This is a genomic window from Nocardia cyriacigeorgica (genome assembly GCF_005863245.1).
GTDB classification, from domain to species: domain Bacteria; phylum Actinomycetota; class Actinomycetes; order Mycobacteriales; family Mycobacteriaceae; genus Nocardia; species Nocardia cyriacigeorgica_C.
The window spans coordinates 328,998-350,174 of sequence record NZ_VBUT01000008.1; the positions used below are offsets into that span (position 1 = coordinate 328,998).

Consider the following 21,177-nt stretch of genomic DNA (forward strand, 5'->3'; position numbering starts at 1 on the left):
AGCGGCTGGTCGCCGAGGTGTTCGCCGAGGTTCTGGGGGTGGATCGGGTCGGGCTCGACGACGATTTCTTCGCCCTCGGCGGCAGCTCGCTCGACGCCACCCAGGTCGCCGCGCGGGCCGGTGCGGCGGTGGGTGTGCGGATCCCCGTGCGCGCGCTGTTCGACGCGCCGACCGTCGCGGGTTTCGCCGCCGCTGTCGCCGAACTGCGCGCCGAATCCAACCCGCGGCCCGCGCTGGTGCGCCGCGACCGTCCCGAGCGCATTCCGCTCGCCCCGGCCCAGCAGCGGCTGTGGTTCCTCAACCGGTGGGAAAGCGAGGAGGGCGCGTCTACCGGCGTCTACAACCTCCCCGTGGTCTTGCGGTTGACCGGAACGCTTGATACGCACGCGCTCGAGCAGGCCGTGCTCGATGTGCTGACCCGGCACGAATCGCTGCGCACGCTGTACCCCGAGACCGAGTCGGGGCCCTATCAGTCGATCCTGTCCGCCGAGGCGATCGGCCTCGGTGTGCGTCCGGTGGTGGTGCGGCCGCGCGAAATCGACGCCACGGTGGCCGCCATCGCGCGCGGCGGATTCGACGTGACCAGCGAACTGCCCGCGCGGGTCGCGCTGCTGGCCGTCGAGGGCACCGACGAGCACCTGCTGGTGTTCGTGGTGCACCACATCGCCGCCGACGCGCTCTCGCTGACACCGCTGGTGACCGACCTGATCAGCGCATATGCGGCACGCGTCGCCGGCGCCGCGCCCGAACTGCCCGAACTCGCGGTGCAGTACGCCGACTACAGCCTGTGGCAGCGCGAACTGCTCGGTGCCGCCGACCGTCCCGGCGATCTCGCCCATCAGCAGATCCGGTTCTGGCATGCGGTGCTCGACGGGCTGCCCGCCGACCTGGCCCTGCCCACGGATCGGCCGCGTCCGGCGCAGCCGACCCAGCGCGGGGCGGTAGTTGAGTTCGCCGTCGCCCCCGAGGTTTCCGAGGGCTTGCGTGCCCTCGCACGCCGCGGCCGCGCGTCACTGTTCATGGTGGTGCACGCGGCGTTCGCGGCCACGCTCGCGCGGCTGAGCGCCACCACCGATATCGTGCTCGGCACGCCGGTGGGCGGGCGCGGCGAACGTGAGCTGGACGCGCTGATCGGCATGTTCGTCAATACCGTCGTACTGCGCAGCGACGTCCGGCCCGAGGCCACCTTCACCGAACTGCTCGACGCGGTGCGCGCCACCGACCTCGCGGCCTTCGCCAACGCCGAGCTGCCGTTCGAGCAGCTCGTCGACACCATGGACGTCGACCGCACCAGCGGCGCGCATCCGCTGTTCCAGGTGATGCTGAGCTTCGGCGAGCAGCGCGGCGCACTCGATGCGATCGAGCTGCCCGGCCTGCGGGTGCAGCCGGTGGATGTCCCCGACGAGACCGTCAAGTTCGACCTGCATCTGGTGGTCACCGACGCCGATGACGCCGCACTGACCGGCAGCCTGCGCTACGCCACCGACCTGTTCGATGCCTCGACCATCGAATCCCTGACCGCGCGCTTCCTGCGCGTGCTCAACGCGATCGCCGCCGATCCCGAAGTCAGGGTGGGCGAGATCGAACTGCTCGACCCGGCCGAACGCGCACGGGTGCTCACGGAGTGGAACGACACCACGCACACGCTTCCCGGCGAAACCCTCGCGGATCTGTTCGCTGAGCAGGTCGCCCGGACCCCGCACGCGCCGGCGATCACGTTCGACGGGGGATCGGGCGAGGAAGTGCCCGCGGGGGCGACGCTGGACCGACCCGAGCTGACATCCGGCCCAGCTCTGCCGTCGAATCGCTCCGACCTGTCGTCAGGTCGCGACGATCTGTCGTCGGGTCCGCATCCGTTCTCGAGTCGCGACGATCTGCCAACGGGCGGGCCTCTCTCGTCGAGTCGTGACGAGCGGCAGGACGGTCGGCCGCATAGTCGGCACCTGCGTTCGGGCTCACTCGGGTCGCGGGCCGAAAGGCTGCCCGCCCACCGGTCTGTCGAGCGCGGCCGGACCGGTTCCGGCGCCGACCGGCCTGACGAGTCGTCGAATCATGGGCCAAGCGATCGCCGCGTTTCGGCACGAGGCGAGACCCTGTCCTACGGTGAGTTCGCGGCACGGGTCAACCGGCTCGCACGTCATCTGATCGCGCTGGGCGTCGGCCCGGAAACCCTGGTGGCGCTGGGGATGCGGCGTTCCATCGACCTCGTCGTCGGCATGTACGCCGTGACGGTGGCCGGTGGCGGCTACGTCCCGCTGGACCCGGATCATCCGGTGGAGCGCACCGCGCACATCCTCGAGACCGCCGCGCCGCTGTTCGTCCTCACCTCTGGTGCGGATCTCGAGGTCGCGGCCGATCAGATCCGCATCGACACAATCGATCTCACCGCCTACTCGCCCGCACCGGTGACCGATGCCGACCGCCGCGCCCCGCTGCGCGCATCGAACACCGCCTACGTGCTGTTCACCTCCGGTTCCACCGGCCGGCCCAAGGGCGTGGCGATGAGCCACGGCGCCATCGTGAACCGGCTGCGCTGGATGCAGTCGGCGTACGTGGCCATCGACAGCTCGGACGCGTTGCTCCAGAAGACGCCCGCCACCTTTGACGTCTCGGTGCCGGAGTTCTTCTGGCCCTTGCAGGTCGGTGCGCGCATGGTGCTGGCCGCGCCCGACGGCCATCGCGATCCGGCCTACCTCGCCGACCTGATGCGCCGCGAATCCATTACCGTCGCGCATTTCGTGCCCTCCATGCTCGCCGCGTTCGTCGCCGAGGAGCAGGACGTCCCGGCCTTGCGGCACATCTTCTGCTCCGGCGAAACGCTGCCCGCCGCCATCGCTCACCGCGCCCGCGCGCTGACCGGCGCCCGCGTGCACAACATGTACGGCCCCACCGAGGCGGCGGTGGAGATCACCGCCCACGAGGTGACCGATGCCGACGACACCGTGCTGCCCGTCGGCGGACCAGTGTGGAACAGCCAGGCCTACGTCCTCGACACCCGCCTGCGCCCCGTCCCCGCCGGCGTCCCGGGCGAGCTGTACCTGGCCGGCGCCCAGCTCGCACACGGCTACCTCGGCCGCCCCGACCTGACCGGCGACCGCTTCGTCGCCAACCCCTTCGGCGCCCCCGGCTCCCGCATGTACCGCACCGGCGACCTCATGTCATGGACCGCCGATGGCGAACTGAACTTCCTCGGCCGCACCGACTTCCAGGTGAAGGTGCGCGGTCTGCGCATCGAACTGGGCGAGGTCGAGGCGGCGCTGCTGGCGCTGCCCTCGGTCGCGCAGGCGGTTGTCCTGGTGCGCGACGATCACGGATCCGGGCCGCAGTTGGTCGCCTACCTGGTGCCCGAGGCCGCCTCAGGAGTCGACGCCGCGCGTGCCGATGCCACGCGTGCCGGCGATGCGGGTGTCGGCGATGCGGGTGTCGGTCACGCAGGCGCTGGGGCCGCGGGTGCTGATGATGGCGGTGTCGGTGCCGCACGCGCCGGCGGTCTGGACGTCGCGGGAGACGGTGACGGTGTCGCGCAGGCAGGTGGCGCGAGTGTCGACGATCGGCGCACCGGCCGCGCGCGGACCGACGCCGTGTTCCGGGACCGGGTGGAAATCGGTGCCGCGCGCACCATCGGCATCGACATCGAATCGATCCGCGCCGAACTGTCCCGCGTACTCCCGGCCTACATGATCCCGGCCGGTTTCGTCGTGCTCGACGCGTTCCCGGTGAACGCCTCCGGCAAGCTGGACCGCAAGGAGCTGCCCGCCCCGGTTCTGGCGCCGGTCGCGTTCATCGCGCCCGACGGGGCTGCGGAAAACCTTGTGGCCGAGACCTTTGCGGCTCTTCTCGGCGTGGAGCGGGTGGGTGCCGGTGACGATTTCTTCGCCGCGGGCGGAAACTCGCTCATCGCCACTCAGCTTGCCTCGCGCCTCACCAAGGCCACCGGCAGGCACGTCCCGGTGCGCGCGGTCTTCGACGCGCCGACCGTGCGCGAGCTGGCCCGCCTGATCGAGACGGATGCCCCGACCACCGCGCCGGACCTCCCACCGCTGACCGCGCAGGACCGCACCGCTCCCATTCCGCTGTCCATCGCCCAGCAGCGCATGTGGTTCCTCAACCGCTTCGATGCCGAGAGCGCGGGCTACAACATCCCGTTCGCGCTGCGGCTCACCGGCCCGCTCGACGTCGCCGCCCTGAACGCCGCCATCGAGGACGTCATCGCCCGCCACGAAACGCTGCGCACGATCTACCCCGAACACGACGGCATCGCATCGCAAGTGGTGCTACCCGCAGGCGCCCGGCCGGTATCGCTCGCGCCTCGCGAGGTCACGGCCGCCGAGCTTCCCCACGTGGTGGCGACGGCCGCGCAGTCCGGCTTCGACGTGACCACCGAAGTACCACTCCGCATCGAACTGCTGCGGGTGGCCGAGGATGCCGCCGGTACCGCATCCGCCGATGCCCTCCGCGAGCAGACCCACGTCCTGCTGTTCGTCATCCATCACATCGCCGCCGACGGCTGGTCCTTCGCGCCGCTCACCCGCGACTTGGCGCTCGCCTATCTCGCCCGCTGCTCTGGCGCCGCACCCGATTTCACTCCGCTCCCGCTCCAGTACGCCGATTTCGCCCTCTGGCAGCGTTCCGCTCTCGGCGAGGCGAACGACCCCAATTCCCGCCTGTCCCGGCAGCTCGCGTACTGGACCGGCCGCCTCGCCGGCCTGCCCGACGTGATCACCCTCCCGTCGGACCGCCCGCGCCCGGCCGTGGCCTCCACCCGCGGGGCCGCGCTCACCGGTCGCCTCGATGCGGATCTGCACAACCGAGTCCAGGAGTTCGCGTCCGAACATCGCGCGACCCCGTTCATGGTGCTACATGCCGCCCTCGCCGCCCTGCTGTCGCGCCTGGCCGGCACCGATGACGTCGTGATCGGCACCCCGGTCGCCGGTCGCGGCGATCAGGCGCTCGATGATCTGGTCGGCATGTTCGTCAACACCCTCGTCCTGCGGACCGAAGTGCGCCCCGATGCCACCGCGGCCGAACTGATCGAGCAGGTCAGGGCGGTCGATCTGGCAGCGTTCGAGCACGCCGACGTCCCGTTCGAGCAGTTGGTCGACGCCGTGAACCCGGTGCGTTCGCAGGCGCACGCCCCGCTCTACCAGGTGGCGTTGACGCTCCAGAACCAGACCAAGCCCGACTTGCGGCTCGACCGCCTGGCTCTCACCGCCCTCGAGGTGGGTGCCGCGCCGATCCAGCTCGATCTGGACTGGACGCTGACCGACCGCTACACCGCCGACGGCGCGGCCGACGGCATCGACGTGCACCTGCATTACGCGCTCGACCTGTTCGACGCCGACACCGCCGCCCGCTTCCTCGCGGCCTTCGAACAGGTGCTGCGCGCCCTGATCGACGCACCGGACATCCTGATCGGCGACGTCGACCTGCTGTCGGCCGCCGAGCACGACCTGTTCGCCGAAGCCGATGCCACCGACCACACCGTCCCCGTCGAAACCCTCGACGACCTGTTCACCGCCCGCGTGGCCGCGACCCCGGACGCCATCGCCGTGCGTTTCGAGGGGCAGGCGCTGACCTATGCCGAGCTGGGTTCCCGGGTGAACCGCCTGGCCCGCAAGCTCATCGCCGAGGGTGCGGGCCCGGAGACGATCGTCGGGCTCGGCGCGCTGCGGTCGATCGACATGCTCGTGGCGATGTACGCGATCGTCCGGTCGGGTGCGGCCTATGTGCCGATCGATCCCGATCATCCGGCCGAGCGGATCGCGCAGGTCATCGCCGGAGCGGCGCCGCTGCTGGTGGTGCGGGCCGGTGGCGCGCAGCTGCCGGAACTTGCTGTGCGCGTGCTGGATTACGCCACCCTGGACCTGTCCGAATTCGATGACGCGCCGGTCACCGATGCCGACCGCAGGCATCCGCTGCGCCCGGACAATGCCGCGTACGTGCTGTTCACCTCCGGCTCCACCGGACGCCCCAAAGGCGTGTCGATCTCTCATCGCGCGATCACCAACCAGTTGCGCTGGCTGGAATCCCGCTACGAGATCACCGAGCGTGACCGGCTGTTGCAGCGCGCCCCGCTGACCTTCGACGTCTCGGTCTGGGAATGCTTCCTGCCGATCGCGGTCGGCGCGCCGCTGATCGTGGCCCGCCCGAGCGGCCATCTCGACCTGGACTACCTGTCCGGCCTGCTGCGCGAGCATCGCATCACCTTCGCCGAATTCGTGCCCTCGGTGCTGGCGGCGCTGATCGGTGAGGGCATGGGCGACGCGCTCGCCTCGCTGCGGCACCTGCACTGCGGTGGCGAGGCGCTCACCCCGGATCTGCTGGCCGCCCTGCGCGCCGGTTTCCCGGGCGCGGTGCACAACTCCTACGGCCCCACCGAGGCCGCCATCTCTGCGGTGTTCCACGAATTCACCGATCCGGACTCCGAATCCGATCGGGATGTTGCGATCGGGCGGCCCTGCTGGAACACCCGGGCCTACGTTTTGGACTCACGGCTGCGGCCGGTGCCGATCGGCGTCACCGGTGAGCTGTATCTGGCAGGGGACCAGCTGGCGCGCGGGTATCAGGGCCGGGCCGCGCTCACCGCGGAACGCTTCGTCGCCGACCCCTTCGGCGCGCCGGGGCGGCTGATGTACCGCACCGGCGACCTGGTGCGCCGGAACCGGCACGGCGATCTGGTCTACCTGGGCCGCAACGACTTCCAGGTGAAACTGCGCGGTCAGCGCATCGAGCTGGGGGAGATCGAGGCGGCGCTCACCGCCGTCGCCGGAGTGAGGAACGCGGCGGTGGTCGCGGCGCGCGATGTGTCGGGACAGGACTGCCTCGTCGGCTACGTCAGCGGCGATGACCTCGCGGCCGACGACGTCCTGGCCGAGGTCCGCGACCGGCTGCCCGCCTACATGGTGCCCGCGCACCTGATGGTGCTGGCGCAGATGCCGCTGACCACCGCGGGCAAACTCGACCGCAAGGCCCTGCCCGCCGTCGAGGTCACGGCCGTCGGCACGGCGTTCCGCGCCCCGCGCGAAGGTGCCGAAGCGGTACTGGCCGCGCTGATCTCCGACCTGATCGGCGCCACCACCCCGATCGGCGCCGATGATGATTTCTTCGCCCGCGGCGGCAATTCGCTGCTGGCCATGCGCCTGGTGGCGCGGGCCAATGCCGCGCTGGGCTCGGCGCTGACGGTGCGCGAGGTGTTCGAGGCGCCGACCGTCGCCGGTCTCGCGGCGCGCGTCACCACGGATGCGGCACCGCGTCCAGGGCTTGTGGCGGGACCGCGACCGGACCGAATTCCGTTGTCGCTGGCGCAGACCCGCATGTGGCTGCTCAATCGCATCGACCCGGAGTCGGCCGTCTACAACATCCCGATCACCATCCGGTTGACCGGCGCGCTGAACGTGCCAGCTCTGGAGAACGCCCTGCGCGATGTGGTGGGTCGGCACGAATCGCTGCGCACGATCTTCCCCGCCGACGCCGACGGGCCTACCCAGGTGGTGCTGGACAGCGTCCCGGACGACGAACTGACGCTGCGTCCCGTCGACGTTCCCGAAGCGGACCTGACGGATTCGGTGCTCGCCGCCGTCTCCGGCGGGTTCGACCTGCGCACCCGCGTCCCGGTCCGCGCGACCCTGCTGCGCGTGGCACCCGACGACCATGTGCTGGCGGTCGTGGTCCACCACATCGCCGCCGACGGCGTCTCCACCGCGCCGCTGGCCCGCGACCTGATGACGGCCTACACCGCCCGCACGGCAGGCGCCGAGCCCGGCTGGTCGCCGCTGCCGATCCAGTACGCCGACTTCACCCTGTGGCAGCACGCCGCGCTCGGCTCGGCCGACGACCCGGATTCGGCTCTGGCCGCCCAGATCGCGCACTGGCGCGCCGAACTCGACGGTCTGGCACCGGTCTTGGAACTGCCCGCCGACCGCCCCCGTCCCGCCGTGGCCTCGGGTCGCGGCGCGGCAGTCGAGTTCACCATCGGCGCCGAACTGGCCGCGCGCATCACCGAACTCGCCACATCCCAGGGTGTTTCGGCGTTCATGGTGCTGCACGCCGCCTATGCCGCCCTGCTCGGGCGGTTGGCCGGCGCCGACGATATCGCCATCGGCACCCCGGTCGCGGGGCGCGCCGAGCAGGCGCTGGACGAGCTCGTCGGCATGTTCGTCAACACCCTGGTGCTGCGGACCAGGGTCGACGCGGACCGCTCGTTCGCCGATCTGCTCGCCGAGGTCCGCGAGACCGATGTGCGCGCCTTCGCCCATGCGGATCTGCCGTTCGAGCGCCTGGTGGACGAGCTGGATCCGGTCCGCTCCCAAGCGCATTCGCCGATCGTGCAGACCCTGCTCACCTTCGAACACTACGAATCCACCGTGCTGCGACTGCCCGGTCTGGAGGTCGCCGCCTATCCCATCGACAACCGGGTGGCGCAGTTCGACCTCGCGCTCGAACTGAGTGAACAGGCCGAGGCCGACGCCACCGTCCTGCGCGGTGTGCTGCGCTACGCCACCGACCTGTTCGACCGGAGCACCGCGCAGTCGATGGCGGCGCGTTTCGTCCGGCTGCTCGGGACCGCCGTCGCGGCGCCGGACCTGCCGGTGGGCGAGATCGATCTGCTCGACGACGCCGAACGCCGTGCGCTCGAACACTGGAACGCCACCGCGCATGCCGTCGATCCCACGGCCACGCTCGTCTCGCTGTTCGAGGCGCAGGTGGCACGGACGCCGGACGCGATCGCGGTCGGCTTCGACTCCGGTCTGTCGCCGCAGCACACGAGCCTCACGTACGCCGAGTTCGCCGGCCGCGTCCACCGCTTGGCGCGCTGGCTGGTGGACCAGGGCGTCGGCGCGGAATCGGTGGTCGCTCTCGGTATGCGCCGGTCACTGGATCTGGTGACGGCCATGTACGCCGTCGTCGCCGCGGGCGCGGCCTATCTGCCGCTGGACCCGGACCATCCGGCCGAACGCACCGAATACGTGCTCGCCACCGCGCGCCCGGTGCTCGTGCTCACCTCGGGTCTCGATCTCGACGCCGGCGTCACCCGTCAGGTGCGGCTCGACCGGCTCGACCTGTCCGGCTACCCCGCACACCCGCTGACCCCCGCCGACCGCATCGGCATGCTCACCTCCGGCACTACCGCCTACCTCATCTTCACTTCCGGCTCCACCGGCCGCCCCAAGGGCGTCGCGGTGCCGCACCACGCCATCGTCAACCGGCTGGTGTGGATGCAGGAGCAGTACGCCTTGACCGCCGCCGACACCGTGGTGCAGAAGACGCCCGCGACCTTCGACGTCTCGGTGTGGGAGTTCTTCTGGCCGCTCCAGGTCGGCGCGAGGCTGATCCTCGCCCGGCCCGACGGGCACCGCGATCCGGTCTACCTGGATCGCCTGATCCGCGACGAGCACGTCACCGTCGCCCATTTCGTGCCGTCCATGCTGGATGTGCTCCTGGAGGCTTGGTCGGGCGCAACCCGCGAGCGTTTCGACGACCGCGTCGCGCCGGGGGCCACCCTCAGCGGCACCGATAATGCGGTGGAGGCGGCCTTCGCTCCATCACATGCGGCACGATCCGACTCGAACGGCACGGAAACCCCGGGGTCTCGACGCCGGTCAGCGGGTGCCACCGCTGATGACATCGCGGACGCGTCGGATAACGGACGCCCCGCACTGCCGACGGATCAGCCCCTGCGTCTGCTGTTCGCCTCCGGTGAAGCTCTGCCCGCCGCCGTCGCGCAACGTGCCCGGGAGCTGACCGGTGCCGCGGTGCACAACCTCTACGGCCCGACCGAGGCCGCCGTCGACGTGACGTTCCACGAGGTCACCGATGACGACCAGACCACCGTGCCGATCGGCCGCCCGGTGTTCAATACGGCTCTGCTGGTATTGGATTCGCGGTTGCGCCGGGTTCCGCCCGGCGTCTCGGGCGAGCTGTACCTCAGCGGTGCGCAGCTGGCCTCCGGCTATGTGGCCCGGCCCGATCTGACCGCGGAGCGGTTCGTCGCGAACCCGTTCGGTGCGCCCGGCGAGCGCATGTATCGCACCGGCGACCTGGTGCGTCAGCGCGCCGACGGCGAGGTGGAATACCTGGGCCGCACCGATTTCCAGGTCAAACTGCGAGGCCTGCGCATCGAGCTCGGTGAGATCGAATCGGCGCTGACGGCACTGGACGCGGTGCGGCGCGCGGTGGTCGTGGTGCGTTCGGACGCACGGCTCGGCGATCAGCTCGTGGCCTACCTCGTCGCGGCAGACGAGGTGGATACCGAGGCGCTGCGGTCCGAACTCGCCGCCGAACTGCCGGCCTATATGGTGCCGACGGCCTTCGTCGTGCTCGACGAGTTCCCGCTGAACTCCTCCGGCAAGCTCGACCGCCGCGCTCTGCCCGCACCGGAATTCACCGCCGCACCGTTCCGCGCACCGGCCGCCGGCCTCGAGCAGACGATCGCCGCGCTCATCGGCGAGCTGCTCGGCGTCGACCGCGTCGGCGCGGATGACGACTTCTTCGCCCTCGGCGGCAACTCCCTCGTCGCCACTCGCCTCGCCGCCAGGCTCGGCGCCGAGCTCGACGCCGAGGTCCCGGTCCGGTTGCTGTTCGAGGCGCCGACGGTATCCGCGCTGGCCACACGGGTCGCCGGATTGCGTGGCACTGGCGCCAAGGCCGCGCTCACCCGCCGGGAACGCCCGGATACCGTGCCGCTGTCGCTCGCTCAGCAACGCATGTGGTTCCTCAACCGGTTCGATCCGCAGGAGACCGTCGGCAACATCCCGGTGGCCATCCGGCTCACCGGCAGTCTCGACACGGCCGCCCTGGCCGCGGCCATCGCCGATGTGGTGGGCAGGCACGAAACCCTGCGCACCGTCTACCCGGACATCGGCGGCGTCGGCAGCCAGCGGGTGCTCGATCCGGCGCAGGTGCCGCCCCTCGTCACACTCGATGCGCAATCCATCGCCGAGTTCGTCGGCACCCCGTTCGACGTGACCACCGAGGTGCCGGTCCGCATCGGCCTGGCCCGGCTCGACACCGACGACCACATCCTGGTGCTGGTCGTGCACCACATCGCCGCCGACGGATTCTCCATGGCGCCGCTGGCCCGCGATATCGCCACCGCCTACGCCGCCCGCTCTGCCGGCCACGCGCCCGGTTGGCCCGAGCTGCCGGTGCAGTACGCTGATTACGCGCTGTGGCAACGGGAAACGCTCGGCGCCGAGGACGATCCGGCCTCACCCGCCGCCGCCCAGCTCGCCTTCTGGCAGCAGACGCTGCGCGGCCTACCCGCCCAGCTCGACCTGCCCACGGACCGGCCCCGTCCCGCGGTCGCCTCGCACGCGGGCGCCACCGTCACCGTCGGCCTGAACCCCGAACTCGGCGATCGCATCGCGGCCCTGGCCGCCCGCACCGGCAGCACCCCGTTCATGGTCGTGCACACCGCGTTCGCCGTGCTGCTGGCCCGGCTGTCGGGCACCGCCGATATCGCGATCGGCGCGCCCGTCGCCGGACGTGGTGACGCCGCACTGGACGACCTGGTCGGCATGTTCGTCAATACCGTGGTGCTGCGCACCGAGGTCGACGCTGCCGCAGGCTTCGCCGAGCTGCTGGGCCTGGTCCGCGAGCGCGATCTCGCGGCCTTCGCCCACGCCGAGCTGCCCTTCGAACGCCTGGTGGAGGTGCTGGACCCGCCGCGCTCGCAGGCCAGGCACCCGCTGTTCCAGGTCGCGCTGTTCTTCCAGAACCTGGAACCGGTGCGGCTCGAACTCGACGGGCTCACCCTCAGCGAATACGACCCCGGCCACGACACCATCCGCTTCGATCTGCAACTCACCGTCACCGGCGATGAGCTGCGCTTCGGTTATGCCACCGACCTTTTCGATAACGACACCGTCATCGGATTCGGCACCAGGCTGTTGCGGCTGTTGAACGCGGCGGCCGCCGATCCGGATCTGCCGGTCGGCGATATCGACCTGTTCGGCGCCGGGGAACGCGACCGCGTGCTCACCGAGTGGAACGATTCGGCGCACACCGCCTACATTCCGGAACTGCTGCTTGACGAATTCGAGGCGCAGGCCGTGGCGACGCCGGAGGATCCGGCGCTGGTCTACGTCCCCGATGACGGTTCCCCGGCGATCACCCTCACCTACGGTGAGCTCGACAGCCGCGCCAACCGCCTGGCCCGCCACCTCATCGGACTCGGCGTGGGACCGGAATCATTGGTGGCCTTGTCGATTCGCCGCTCCGTCGACCTGGTGATCGCCATGTACGCGGTGATCAAGGCGGGCGGCGCGTATGTGCCGATCGACCCCGATCATCCGGCCCAGCGCATCGCCCACATCCTCGACACCGCGCAACCGGCCGCGCTGCTGACCACCGAACGCGATCGAATCGACGTCGGCTATCAGGGGCCGACGGTGTGCGTTGATACCGTAGAACTCGACCTCTCCGACGAGCCGATCACCGCCGCGGAACGCACCGGCGCCCTGCTACCGAAGCATCCGGCCTACGTCATCTTCACCTCGGGTTCAACCGGAAAACCGAAGGGCGTCACGGTGTCCCACGCGGCGATCGTGAACCAGCTGAACTGGATGCAGGCGCAGTACCGGCTCGACGGTGACGACGTCTACCTGCAAAAGACCGCGACCACCTTCGACGTCTCGCTGTGGGGCTACTTCCTGCCGCTGCGGGTGGGCGCGACCGTCGTGCTCGCCACGCCGGACGGGCACCGTGATCCCGGCTATCTGGCGGAGGTGATCGGCGCATACGGCGTCACCGTCACCGATTTCGTGCCGTCCATGCTGAGTGTGTTCGCTGCTCACGTGGAATCGGCCGGGCTCACCGGCGCGTTGCGGTCGCTGCGCACGGTGTTCGTCATCGGTGAGGCGCTGCCCGCCGAGACCGTGCGGGCCTTCGGCGCGGTGAGCACCGCCGGGCTGCACAATCTGTACGGGCCCACCGAGGCCGCGGTCAGCATCACCTATCGCGAGGTGACCGGCGAGGTCGAGCGCACCGTCATGCCGATCGGCAAACCCGAATGGAACAGCCGGGTGTATGTGCTGGACTCGCGGCTGCGGCCGACCCTGCCCGGCGTCGCGGGAGAGCTGTATCTCGCGGGGACCCAGCTGGCGCGCGGCTACCACGGCCGCCCCGCCATCACCGCCGACCGGTTCATCGCCAACCCGTTCGGCGCACCCGGCGAACGGATGTACCGCACCGGCGATCTGGTGCGCTGGGAGCACACCGCCGACGGCGCCGAACTGGTGTATCTGGGTCGCACCGACTTCCAGGTGAAGTTCCGCGGCCAGCGCATCGAACTCGGTGAGATCGAAGCCGTGCTCGCCGCCGCACCCGGTGTCGCGCAGGCCGCGGCCCGCGTCACCGATGAGCATCTGGTCGGGTATGTGACCACCCTGCCGGGCGCGACGGTCCATACCGACGAGCTGGTGCGGCTGGCAGCCGCCGCGCTCCCGTCATACATGCTGCCCTCGACGGTCATGGTGCTGGACAGCTTCCCGCTCAACGCTTCCGGGAAACTGGACCGCGCCGCGCTGCCGGACCCGGTGTTCGATCGCGTCGCCTACCGCGCCCCGGAGACGGCGGCCGAACGGCTGGTGGCCGAGGCGTTCGCGGACGTCCTCGGGGTCGAGCGTGTCGGCGTCGACGACGGCTTCTTCGACCTCGGCGGCAACTCGCTGTCAGCAACCAGGGTGCTGGCGCGGCTGGGGGAGCGGCTCGGCCGGCGGGTGCCGGTGCGGTTGCTGTTCGAAGCGCCCACCGTGCACGGGCTGGCCGCGCGCCTCGGCGAGGCAGGCGAGCAGGCGATCGACCTGGTCGCGGGCCCGCGCCCGGAGCGGATTCCGCTGGCCCCGGTGCAGCGCGGCATGTGGTTCCTCAACCGGCTCGAACCCACCTCGGCGGCGCACAACATTCCGGTGGCGGTGCGCATCCGCGGCGAGCTGGACACCGCGGCCCTGGTGGCGGCCTTCGATGACGTCATCGCCCGGCACGAAGCCCTGCGCACCGTCTACCCGGTCGACGCCGCGGGCACCGGCCATCAGGTCGTGCTGCCGGTCGAATCCGCGGGCATCGCGTTGCGCGTCGACACATCGCCCGGTGCGGTGCAGGACCGCATCACCGAATTCATCGCTGCCGGCTTCGACGTCACCACCGAAGTGCCGGTCCGCGCGGTGCTGCTGCGCGAACACGACACCAGCCATGTGCTCGTCGCGGTGGTGCACCACATCGCCGCCGACGGTTACTCGATGAACCCGCTGCTGCGCGACCTGCTGGCCGCCTACCTGGCCCGCGTGCTCGGCAGCACACCCCTGTGGCCGCAGCTGCGGGCGCAGTACGCCGACTACGCGTTGTGGCAGCACGCCACGGTGGCATCGGTGGCCGAGGAGCAGCTCACGTACTGGACCCAGACCCTGCGCGACCTGCCCGAAGAACTGGCCCTGCCGATGGACCGGCCGCGTCCGGCCGTCGCCTCCAAGCGCGGCGCGAGCATCCGCGCCCGCATCGGCGGCGAGGTCGGCGCCCGCGTGCAGGAACTCGCGGCCCGGCACCAGGCCACCCCGTTCATGGTGCTGCACGCCGCGCTGGCGGCCCTGCTGGCGCGGTTGTCGGGCAGCACCGATATCGCCATCGGCACACCGGTGGCCGGTCGCGGCGCCGCGGCGCTCGACGATCTGGTCGGCATGTTCGTCAACACGCTGGTGTTGCGCACCCGCCCCGAGCTCGCGCTGACCTTCGCCGAACTGCTCGACCACACCCGCGACACCGATGTGGCGGCCTTCGCGCACGCGAGCGTGCCGTTCGATCAGGTGGTCGACGCGCTCGGCGTCGAACGCACCCAGTCCCGGCACCCCTTGTTCACGGTGGCGCTGAACTACCTGAACACCGGATCCGGCACCTTCTCGGTGCCCGGTCTGGAGTTGACGCCGGTGCCGTTCGACGAGCCGGTGGCCCGCTTCGATCTCCAGTTCACCGTCGCCGCCGAACCCGACGACGACGGCCACCTCGGCATCGAACTCGATTACGCCACCGACCTGTTCGACCGCAGCACCGCCGCCGGGCTGCTGCGCCGCTACGCCCGACTGCTCGGCGTGCTCACCGCCGACCCGGAACAGCCCATCGGCGCCGCCGAGCTGCTCGCTCCGCTCGAACGCGCGCATCTGCTGGCCCGCCGCGGTGCGGCGCCGGTGCCGCCGTGCACGCTGGCCCAGCTCATCGCGGCCGCCGTCGTCGCCGATCCGGATGCCGTCGCGGTGGTCGACGGTGATCGTGAGCTGACCTACCGGGCCATGGACGAACAGTCCTCGCGGCTGGCCCGGCTGCTCATCGGCTCCGGGATCGGCGCCGAAGACGTGGTGGCCGTGGCCATCGCGCGCTCGTCGGCGTCGATGCTCGCGGTGTGGGCGGTGGCCAAGACCGGCGCGGCCTTCCTGCCGGTCGACCCCACCTATCCGGCCGAACGCATCACGCACATGCTGGCCGATTCCGGCGCCGCGCTCGGTCTCACCACGCAGGCCGCGCGTGCGGCCCTGCCCGGTGACGTCGACTGGCTCGAGATCGACGCCCCCGCCACCGCCACCCGAATGTGGCAGACCAGCGCCGCGCCCATCGCCGCCACCGAACTGGTGCGCCGGGTGCGCGTCACCAACCCGGCCTGGATGATCTACACCTCCGGATCGACCGGTGTGCCGAAGGGCGTCGTCGCGACCCATGCGGGTATCGCCGGAGTGGCGGTGGCGCAACGTGATCGGTACGAACTCACCCCGGCCGCCCGGGTGCTGCACGTCGCCTCACCCAGTTTCGACGCCTCCATGCTGGAACTGCTGCTCGCGCTCGCGGCGGGCGCCACGCTGGTGATCGCGCCGGCCGGGGTGTACGGCGGCAGCGAGCTGACCGCGCTCATCCGCGACCAGCGGGTCAGCCACGCGTTCCTGACCCCCGCGGTGTTGCAGACCCTCGACCCGGCCGAACTGGACTGCCTGGTGCGGCTGACCGTGGGCGGCGAGTCGTTCGGCCCGGACGTGGTGCGCCGCTGGGCGGGCGGTGAGCGTCGGTTCCACAACACCTACGGCCCCACCGAAACCACCATCATCACCACGATCAGCGCACCCATGCGGCCGGGCGACCCGTTCGATATGGGCACCCCGATCCACGGCATGTCCGCGGTGGTGCTCGACGCACGGATGCAGCCGGTTCCGGTGGGCGTCACCGGTGAGCTGTACCTGCGCGGTCCCGGCCTGGCCCGCGGCTACCACGCGCGGGCGGCGCTCACCGCGCAACGGTTCATCGCCGACCCCTACGGCCCGGCCGGCGGACGGCTCTACCGCACCGGCGATCTGGTGCGCTGGACGGCCTCCGGCGCGATCCAGTACGTCGGCCGCTCCGACCAGCAGGTGAAGGTGCGCGGCCTGCGCATCGAGCTGGGCGAGATCGACGCGGTGCTCGCCGCGCATCCGAGCGTGGAGTACGCCGTCACCGTCGGGCACACCGACAGCGCGGGCATGGTGTCGCTGGTGTCGTATGTCGTCGCCGCACCCGGATGGACCATCCGCACCGACGACCTCACCGCCCACGCCGCCAAGTCGCTGACCGCGTACATGGTGCCCAGCGCCATCATGGTCCTCGACGAGCTTCCGCTGACGCCCGTCGGCAAGTTGGACCGGAAGGCCTTGCCGGAACCGGAGTTCCGGGCCGCGGAGTTCCGCTCGCCGATCACGGACATCGAGCGCACGGTTGCGGCTGTGGTCGCCGGCGTACTCGGACTCGCGCCCACCGATCCAGGCCCGAGCATCGAAGACGACGCGCGTTCCGAAGGCCGTGAGCCCGTCGGCCTCGATGACGACTTCTTCGCTCTCGGCGGAAACTCCCTCACGGCAACCCAATTAGCTGCCCGGCTCGGCAGCGCGCTCGGCGTCTCGGTCGGTGTGCGCACGGTCTTCGAGAACCCGACGGTCGCCGCACTCGCTGCCGCTCTCGATGACGCTCGTGGCAATACCGAACCCGCGCGCCCGGTGCTGGCCCGCCGCACCGGCGACGGCCCCATCCCACTCTCGCTGGCCCAGCAGCGCATGTGGTTCCTCAACCGGCTCGACCGCCAGTCCACCGCCTACAACATTCCGCTGGCCGTGCGGTTGTCCGGTGACCTCGACGTCGCCGCCCTCAACGCCGCCATCACCGATGTGGTGGCCCGGCACGAGGTGCTGCGCACCGTGTACCCGCAGCGGCAGGACGGCCCGGTGCAGGTGGTGCTGCCGATCGAGCAGGCGGGCACACCGGTGCTGGCGCCGATCGCGGTCACGGCCGACGACCTCGCCGCCGTCGTGGCGAACTTCGTCGGCGACGGTTTCGACGTCACCGATACCGTGCCGATCCGGGCCCGGCTGCTGGCCCTGGGCCCGGACGAGCATGTGCTGGTGGTGGTCGTGCACCACATCGCCGCCGACGGCTCCTCGCTGGCCCCGCTGGCCCGCGACGTCATGCTCGCCTACGCCGCCCGCAAACGCGGTGCCGCACCGGACTGGGCGCCGCTGCCGGTGCAGTACGCCGACTACAGCCGCTGGCAGCGCGAACTGCTCGGCAGCGAGGACGATCCCGGCTCGCTGATCGCGCGTCAGCTCGCGTACTGGACCGAGGCGCTGGCCGGGCTGCCCGCCCAGCTCACGCTGCCTGCCGACCGGCCGCGGCCCGCTGTGGTCTCCACGCAGGGCAGGCACCTCGATTTCACCATCGACGCCGGGCTGCACGCCCGGCTCGCCGAACTCGGCCGCGATGCGGGCGCCACCTTGTTCATGGTCACCCACGCCGCGTTCGCGGTGCTGCTGGCGCGGCTGTCGGGCACCACCGATATCGCGGTCGGCACCCCCGTCGCCGGACGCGGTGAGGCGGCGCTGGACGAGGTTGTCGGCATGTTCGTCAACACTCTCGTCCTGCGCGCGCAGGTGGAGCCTGCCGCCGGTTTCACCGAGCTGCTCGACCGGGTGCGCGCCGCCGACGTCGCCGCCTTCGCGCACGCCGAGGTGCCGTTCGAGCGGTTGGTGGAGGTGCTCAACCCGGAACGCTCCACCGCACGCCATCCGCTGTTCCAGGTCGGGTTCTCCTTCCACAACCAGGTCGAAGCCGATTTCGCGCTCGACGGATTGACCGTCACCGCAGCCGATTTCGATTCCGAGGTCGCCCAATTCGATCTGCACCTGGTGGTGACCGACCGCTACCACGCCGACGGCACCCCCGCAGGCATGGCCGCATCGCTCACCTACGCCACGGCGCTGTTCGACGAGTCCACCGTCGCCGGATTCGCCGGCCGCCTGCACCGGCTGCTCACCGCCATCTGCGCCTCCCCGCACACGCCGGTGGGCGACCTGCCGCTGCTGGATCCGGCCGAATCCGAGCGCGTGCTGCGCGTCTGGAACGCCGCCGACCACGCATTCGCACCGGCCCTGCTCACCTCGGCCTTCGAGGCGCAGACGGCCCGCACGCCCGGTGCGATCGCGTTGCTCACCGCCGACACCGCCCTCACCTACGCCGATTTCGGCGCCAGGATCAACCGGCTGGCGCGGGTGCTCATCGGCCGTGGTGTCGGGCCGGAAACCCTGGTGGCGCTGGCGATGCCGCGCAGCATCGATCTGCTGATCGCCATGTACGCGGTGGTGACGGCGGGCGGCGCGTACGTCCCGCTCGATCCGGCGCATCCGCTGGACCGCACCGCCGCCGTCCTCGCGGCGGCGTCACCGGAGCTGGTCCTCACCTCGGCCCGTGCGCCGATGCCGCTGCCGGAGGTCCAGGCGACCGTGCTCGACATCTGGTCCGTCGACGTCGCCGCGACCGCTGCCGGACCGGTGCGTGCGCACGAGCGGCGAGCACCGCTGCTGCCGTCGAACACCGCCTACGTCATCTTCACCTCCGGCTCCACCGGCACCCCGAAGGGCGTCGCGGTCCCGCACGCGGCGGTCGCGCATCAGCTCGACTGGATGCAGGCCGAATACGGGCTCGGCGTCGGCGACGCGGTGCTGCAATCGACCTCGGCCGCCTTCGACCTGTCGATCTGGGAGCTGTGGTGGGCCACCCGCACGGGTGCGCGCATCGTGCTGGCTCCGCAAGGCGCGCAGCGCGATCCGCACCGGCTGCTCGACGTGATCGACCGTGCGGCGGTGACCACGCTGACGCTGGTGCCGTCGCTGCTGGCCATGCTCGCCGAGGCTTTGGGTGATCGTCCGCTGCCCGCGTCGTTGCGCAGGCTGCTGGTGATCGGTGAGGCGCTGCCCGCCGCGACGCTGGACCGGGTCGCGGCGAGCACCGACGCGCGCATCGACAACCTGTACGGCCCCACCGAAGCAGCGGTGTCGGTGACCAGGTTCCGCACCGAGCGCGGGACCCGGCAACCGATCGTGCCCATCGGCACACCCGAATCCGGCAACCAGGTGTACGTCCTGGACGACCGGCTGCACCCGGTACCCGCCGGGGTGAGCGGCGAGCTGTATCTCGGCGGTGCCCAGCTGGCCCGCGGCTATCAGCATCGCCCTGACCTGACCGCGGAACGTTTCGTCGCGAATCCGTTCGGCGCACCGGGCAGCCGTCTCTACCGCACCGGCGATCTGGCGCGCTGGAACGCCGACGGCGATCTGGAATACGTGGAGCGCCGCGACTTCCAGGTCAAGGTCGGCGGCTACCGCATCGAGCTCGCCGAGATCGAACACGCACTGCGTTCACGGCCCGAGGTCGCCGACGCCATCGTCATCGCGCACCACACCGACAGCGAGAATGCCACCCTGGTCGGCTATTTCACGTCGGCCGAACCGGTCGCCGAAGCCGCCCTGCGTACCGCGCTGACCGAGCTGCTGCCCAGCTACATGGTTCCGTCCGTGCTGATGCGGCTGCCCGCGCTGCCGCTGACCGCCAACGGCAAGGTCGACCGCAACGCCCTGCCGCGCCCGACGGTCGGCAGCCGGGAATACCGCGCGCCGGTCACCGAGCTGGAGCGCACCGTCTGCGCGGTCTTCGACCATGTGCTCGGCGTGCAACCCGACTCGGCGGAGGCCCTCGTCGCGGACGTGCGCGATTCAGCGTCGACGTCGCTGTCCGCGCCGCCTTCAGAGGCTTCGTCGCCTGACATCCGAAAGATGGTTCCAGCAACACAATTCGACGCTCCTCTCACCGACCCATCCCGCCGCGAGGATTCAGGCACCGCGTCGGGTGCGATCCCTTCGCACACAGCTCCCGGCATCGGCCTGGACGACAACTTCTTCGCACACGGCGGCAACTCCCTGCTGGCGACCCGCCTGGCCGCACAGCTCGGCGAGACACTGGGCGAGCAGATCCCGGTGGTCTGGTTGTTCTCCGCACCCACACCGGCCGGGCTCGCCGCCCAGATCGAGAACCGCCGGGCAGGACGCGGACGCATCGACACCAGCGCTGCCTTCGACGTACTGCTCCCACTGCGTCCCGGCGGTACGCGCGAACCCTTGTTCTGCGTGCACCCGGTGGGAGGTGTGGCCTGGTCGTTCGCCGGCCTCGCCGCCCACATCGAACCCGACCGCCCGCTGTACGGTCTGCAATCGCCGGTGCTGAATTCCGAGGAACCGCAAGCGGGTTCGATCGAGGAATGGGCGCAGCGCTACGTCCGGGAGATCCGCGCCGTGCAGCCGGAAGGCCCGTATCATCTGCTGGGCTGGTCGCTCGGCGGTGTGCTGGCCCACGCCATCGCGGTGCTGCTGCAAGACCAGGGCCAGCATGTCGCGACCCTGGCCATGATGGACAGCGCGCTCACCGGCGAGGTCGACGCGGACGCTCCGATCCCGGTGACGGAACTGCTGGGCGGCCTGCTCGGCGATGACGCCGACCGCGAGATGGACCGCGACGAACTGGCCGGGTACCTGGCCGATCTGCCGGAGCCGTTCGCCTCCTTCGGCGCCGACCGGATCGCCCGGGTCCTGGACTCCGGCGCCGACTCGCTGCGCCTGATCGCCCGCTACCACCCCCGCCCCTACAAGGGCGAGCTGGTGTATTTCACCGCCGCCGCCGACGACCCGACCGGCGCCACCGGCGCCGCCACCTGGTCCGACGCCGTCGACGGCACCGTCAACAACCACGCCGTCCAGACCACCCACTGGCGCATGACCACCGATGCCGCCCTGGCCCGCATCGGCCACGTCCTCACCAGCCGCTGGACCGACCACGACCGCGCATAACCCT

General features: G+C 70.9%; 1 protein-coding gene (cut by a window edge). It reads left to right on the forward strand.

Features of this window, described 5'->3' with window-relative positions:
• Positions 1 to 21,173 carry the 3' portion of a non-ribosomal peptide synthase/polyketide synthase gene (locus tag FEK34_RS30935; RefSeq protein WP_249359475.1) on the forward strand. The gene continues 5,590 nt to the left of window position 1, outside the view, so only the last 21,173 of its 26,763 coding nucleotides appear in the window; its start codon lies beyond the left edge, outside the window; the stop codon is at positions 21,171 to 21,173.
• The last annotated feature ends 4 nt before the right edge of the window (positions 21,174 to 21,177 follow it).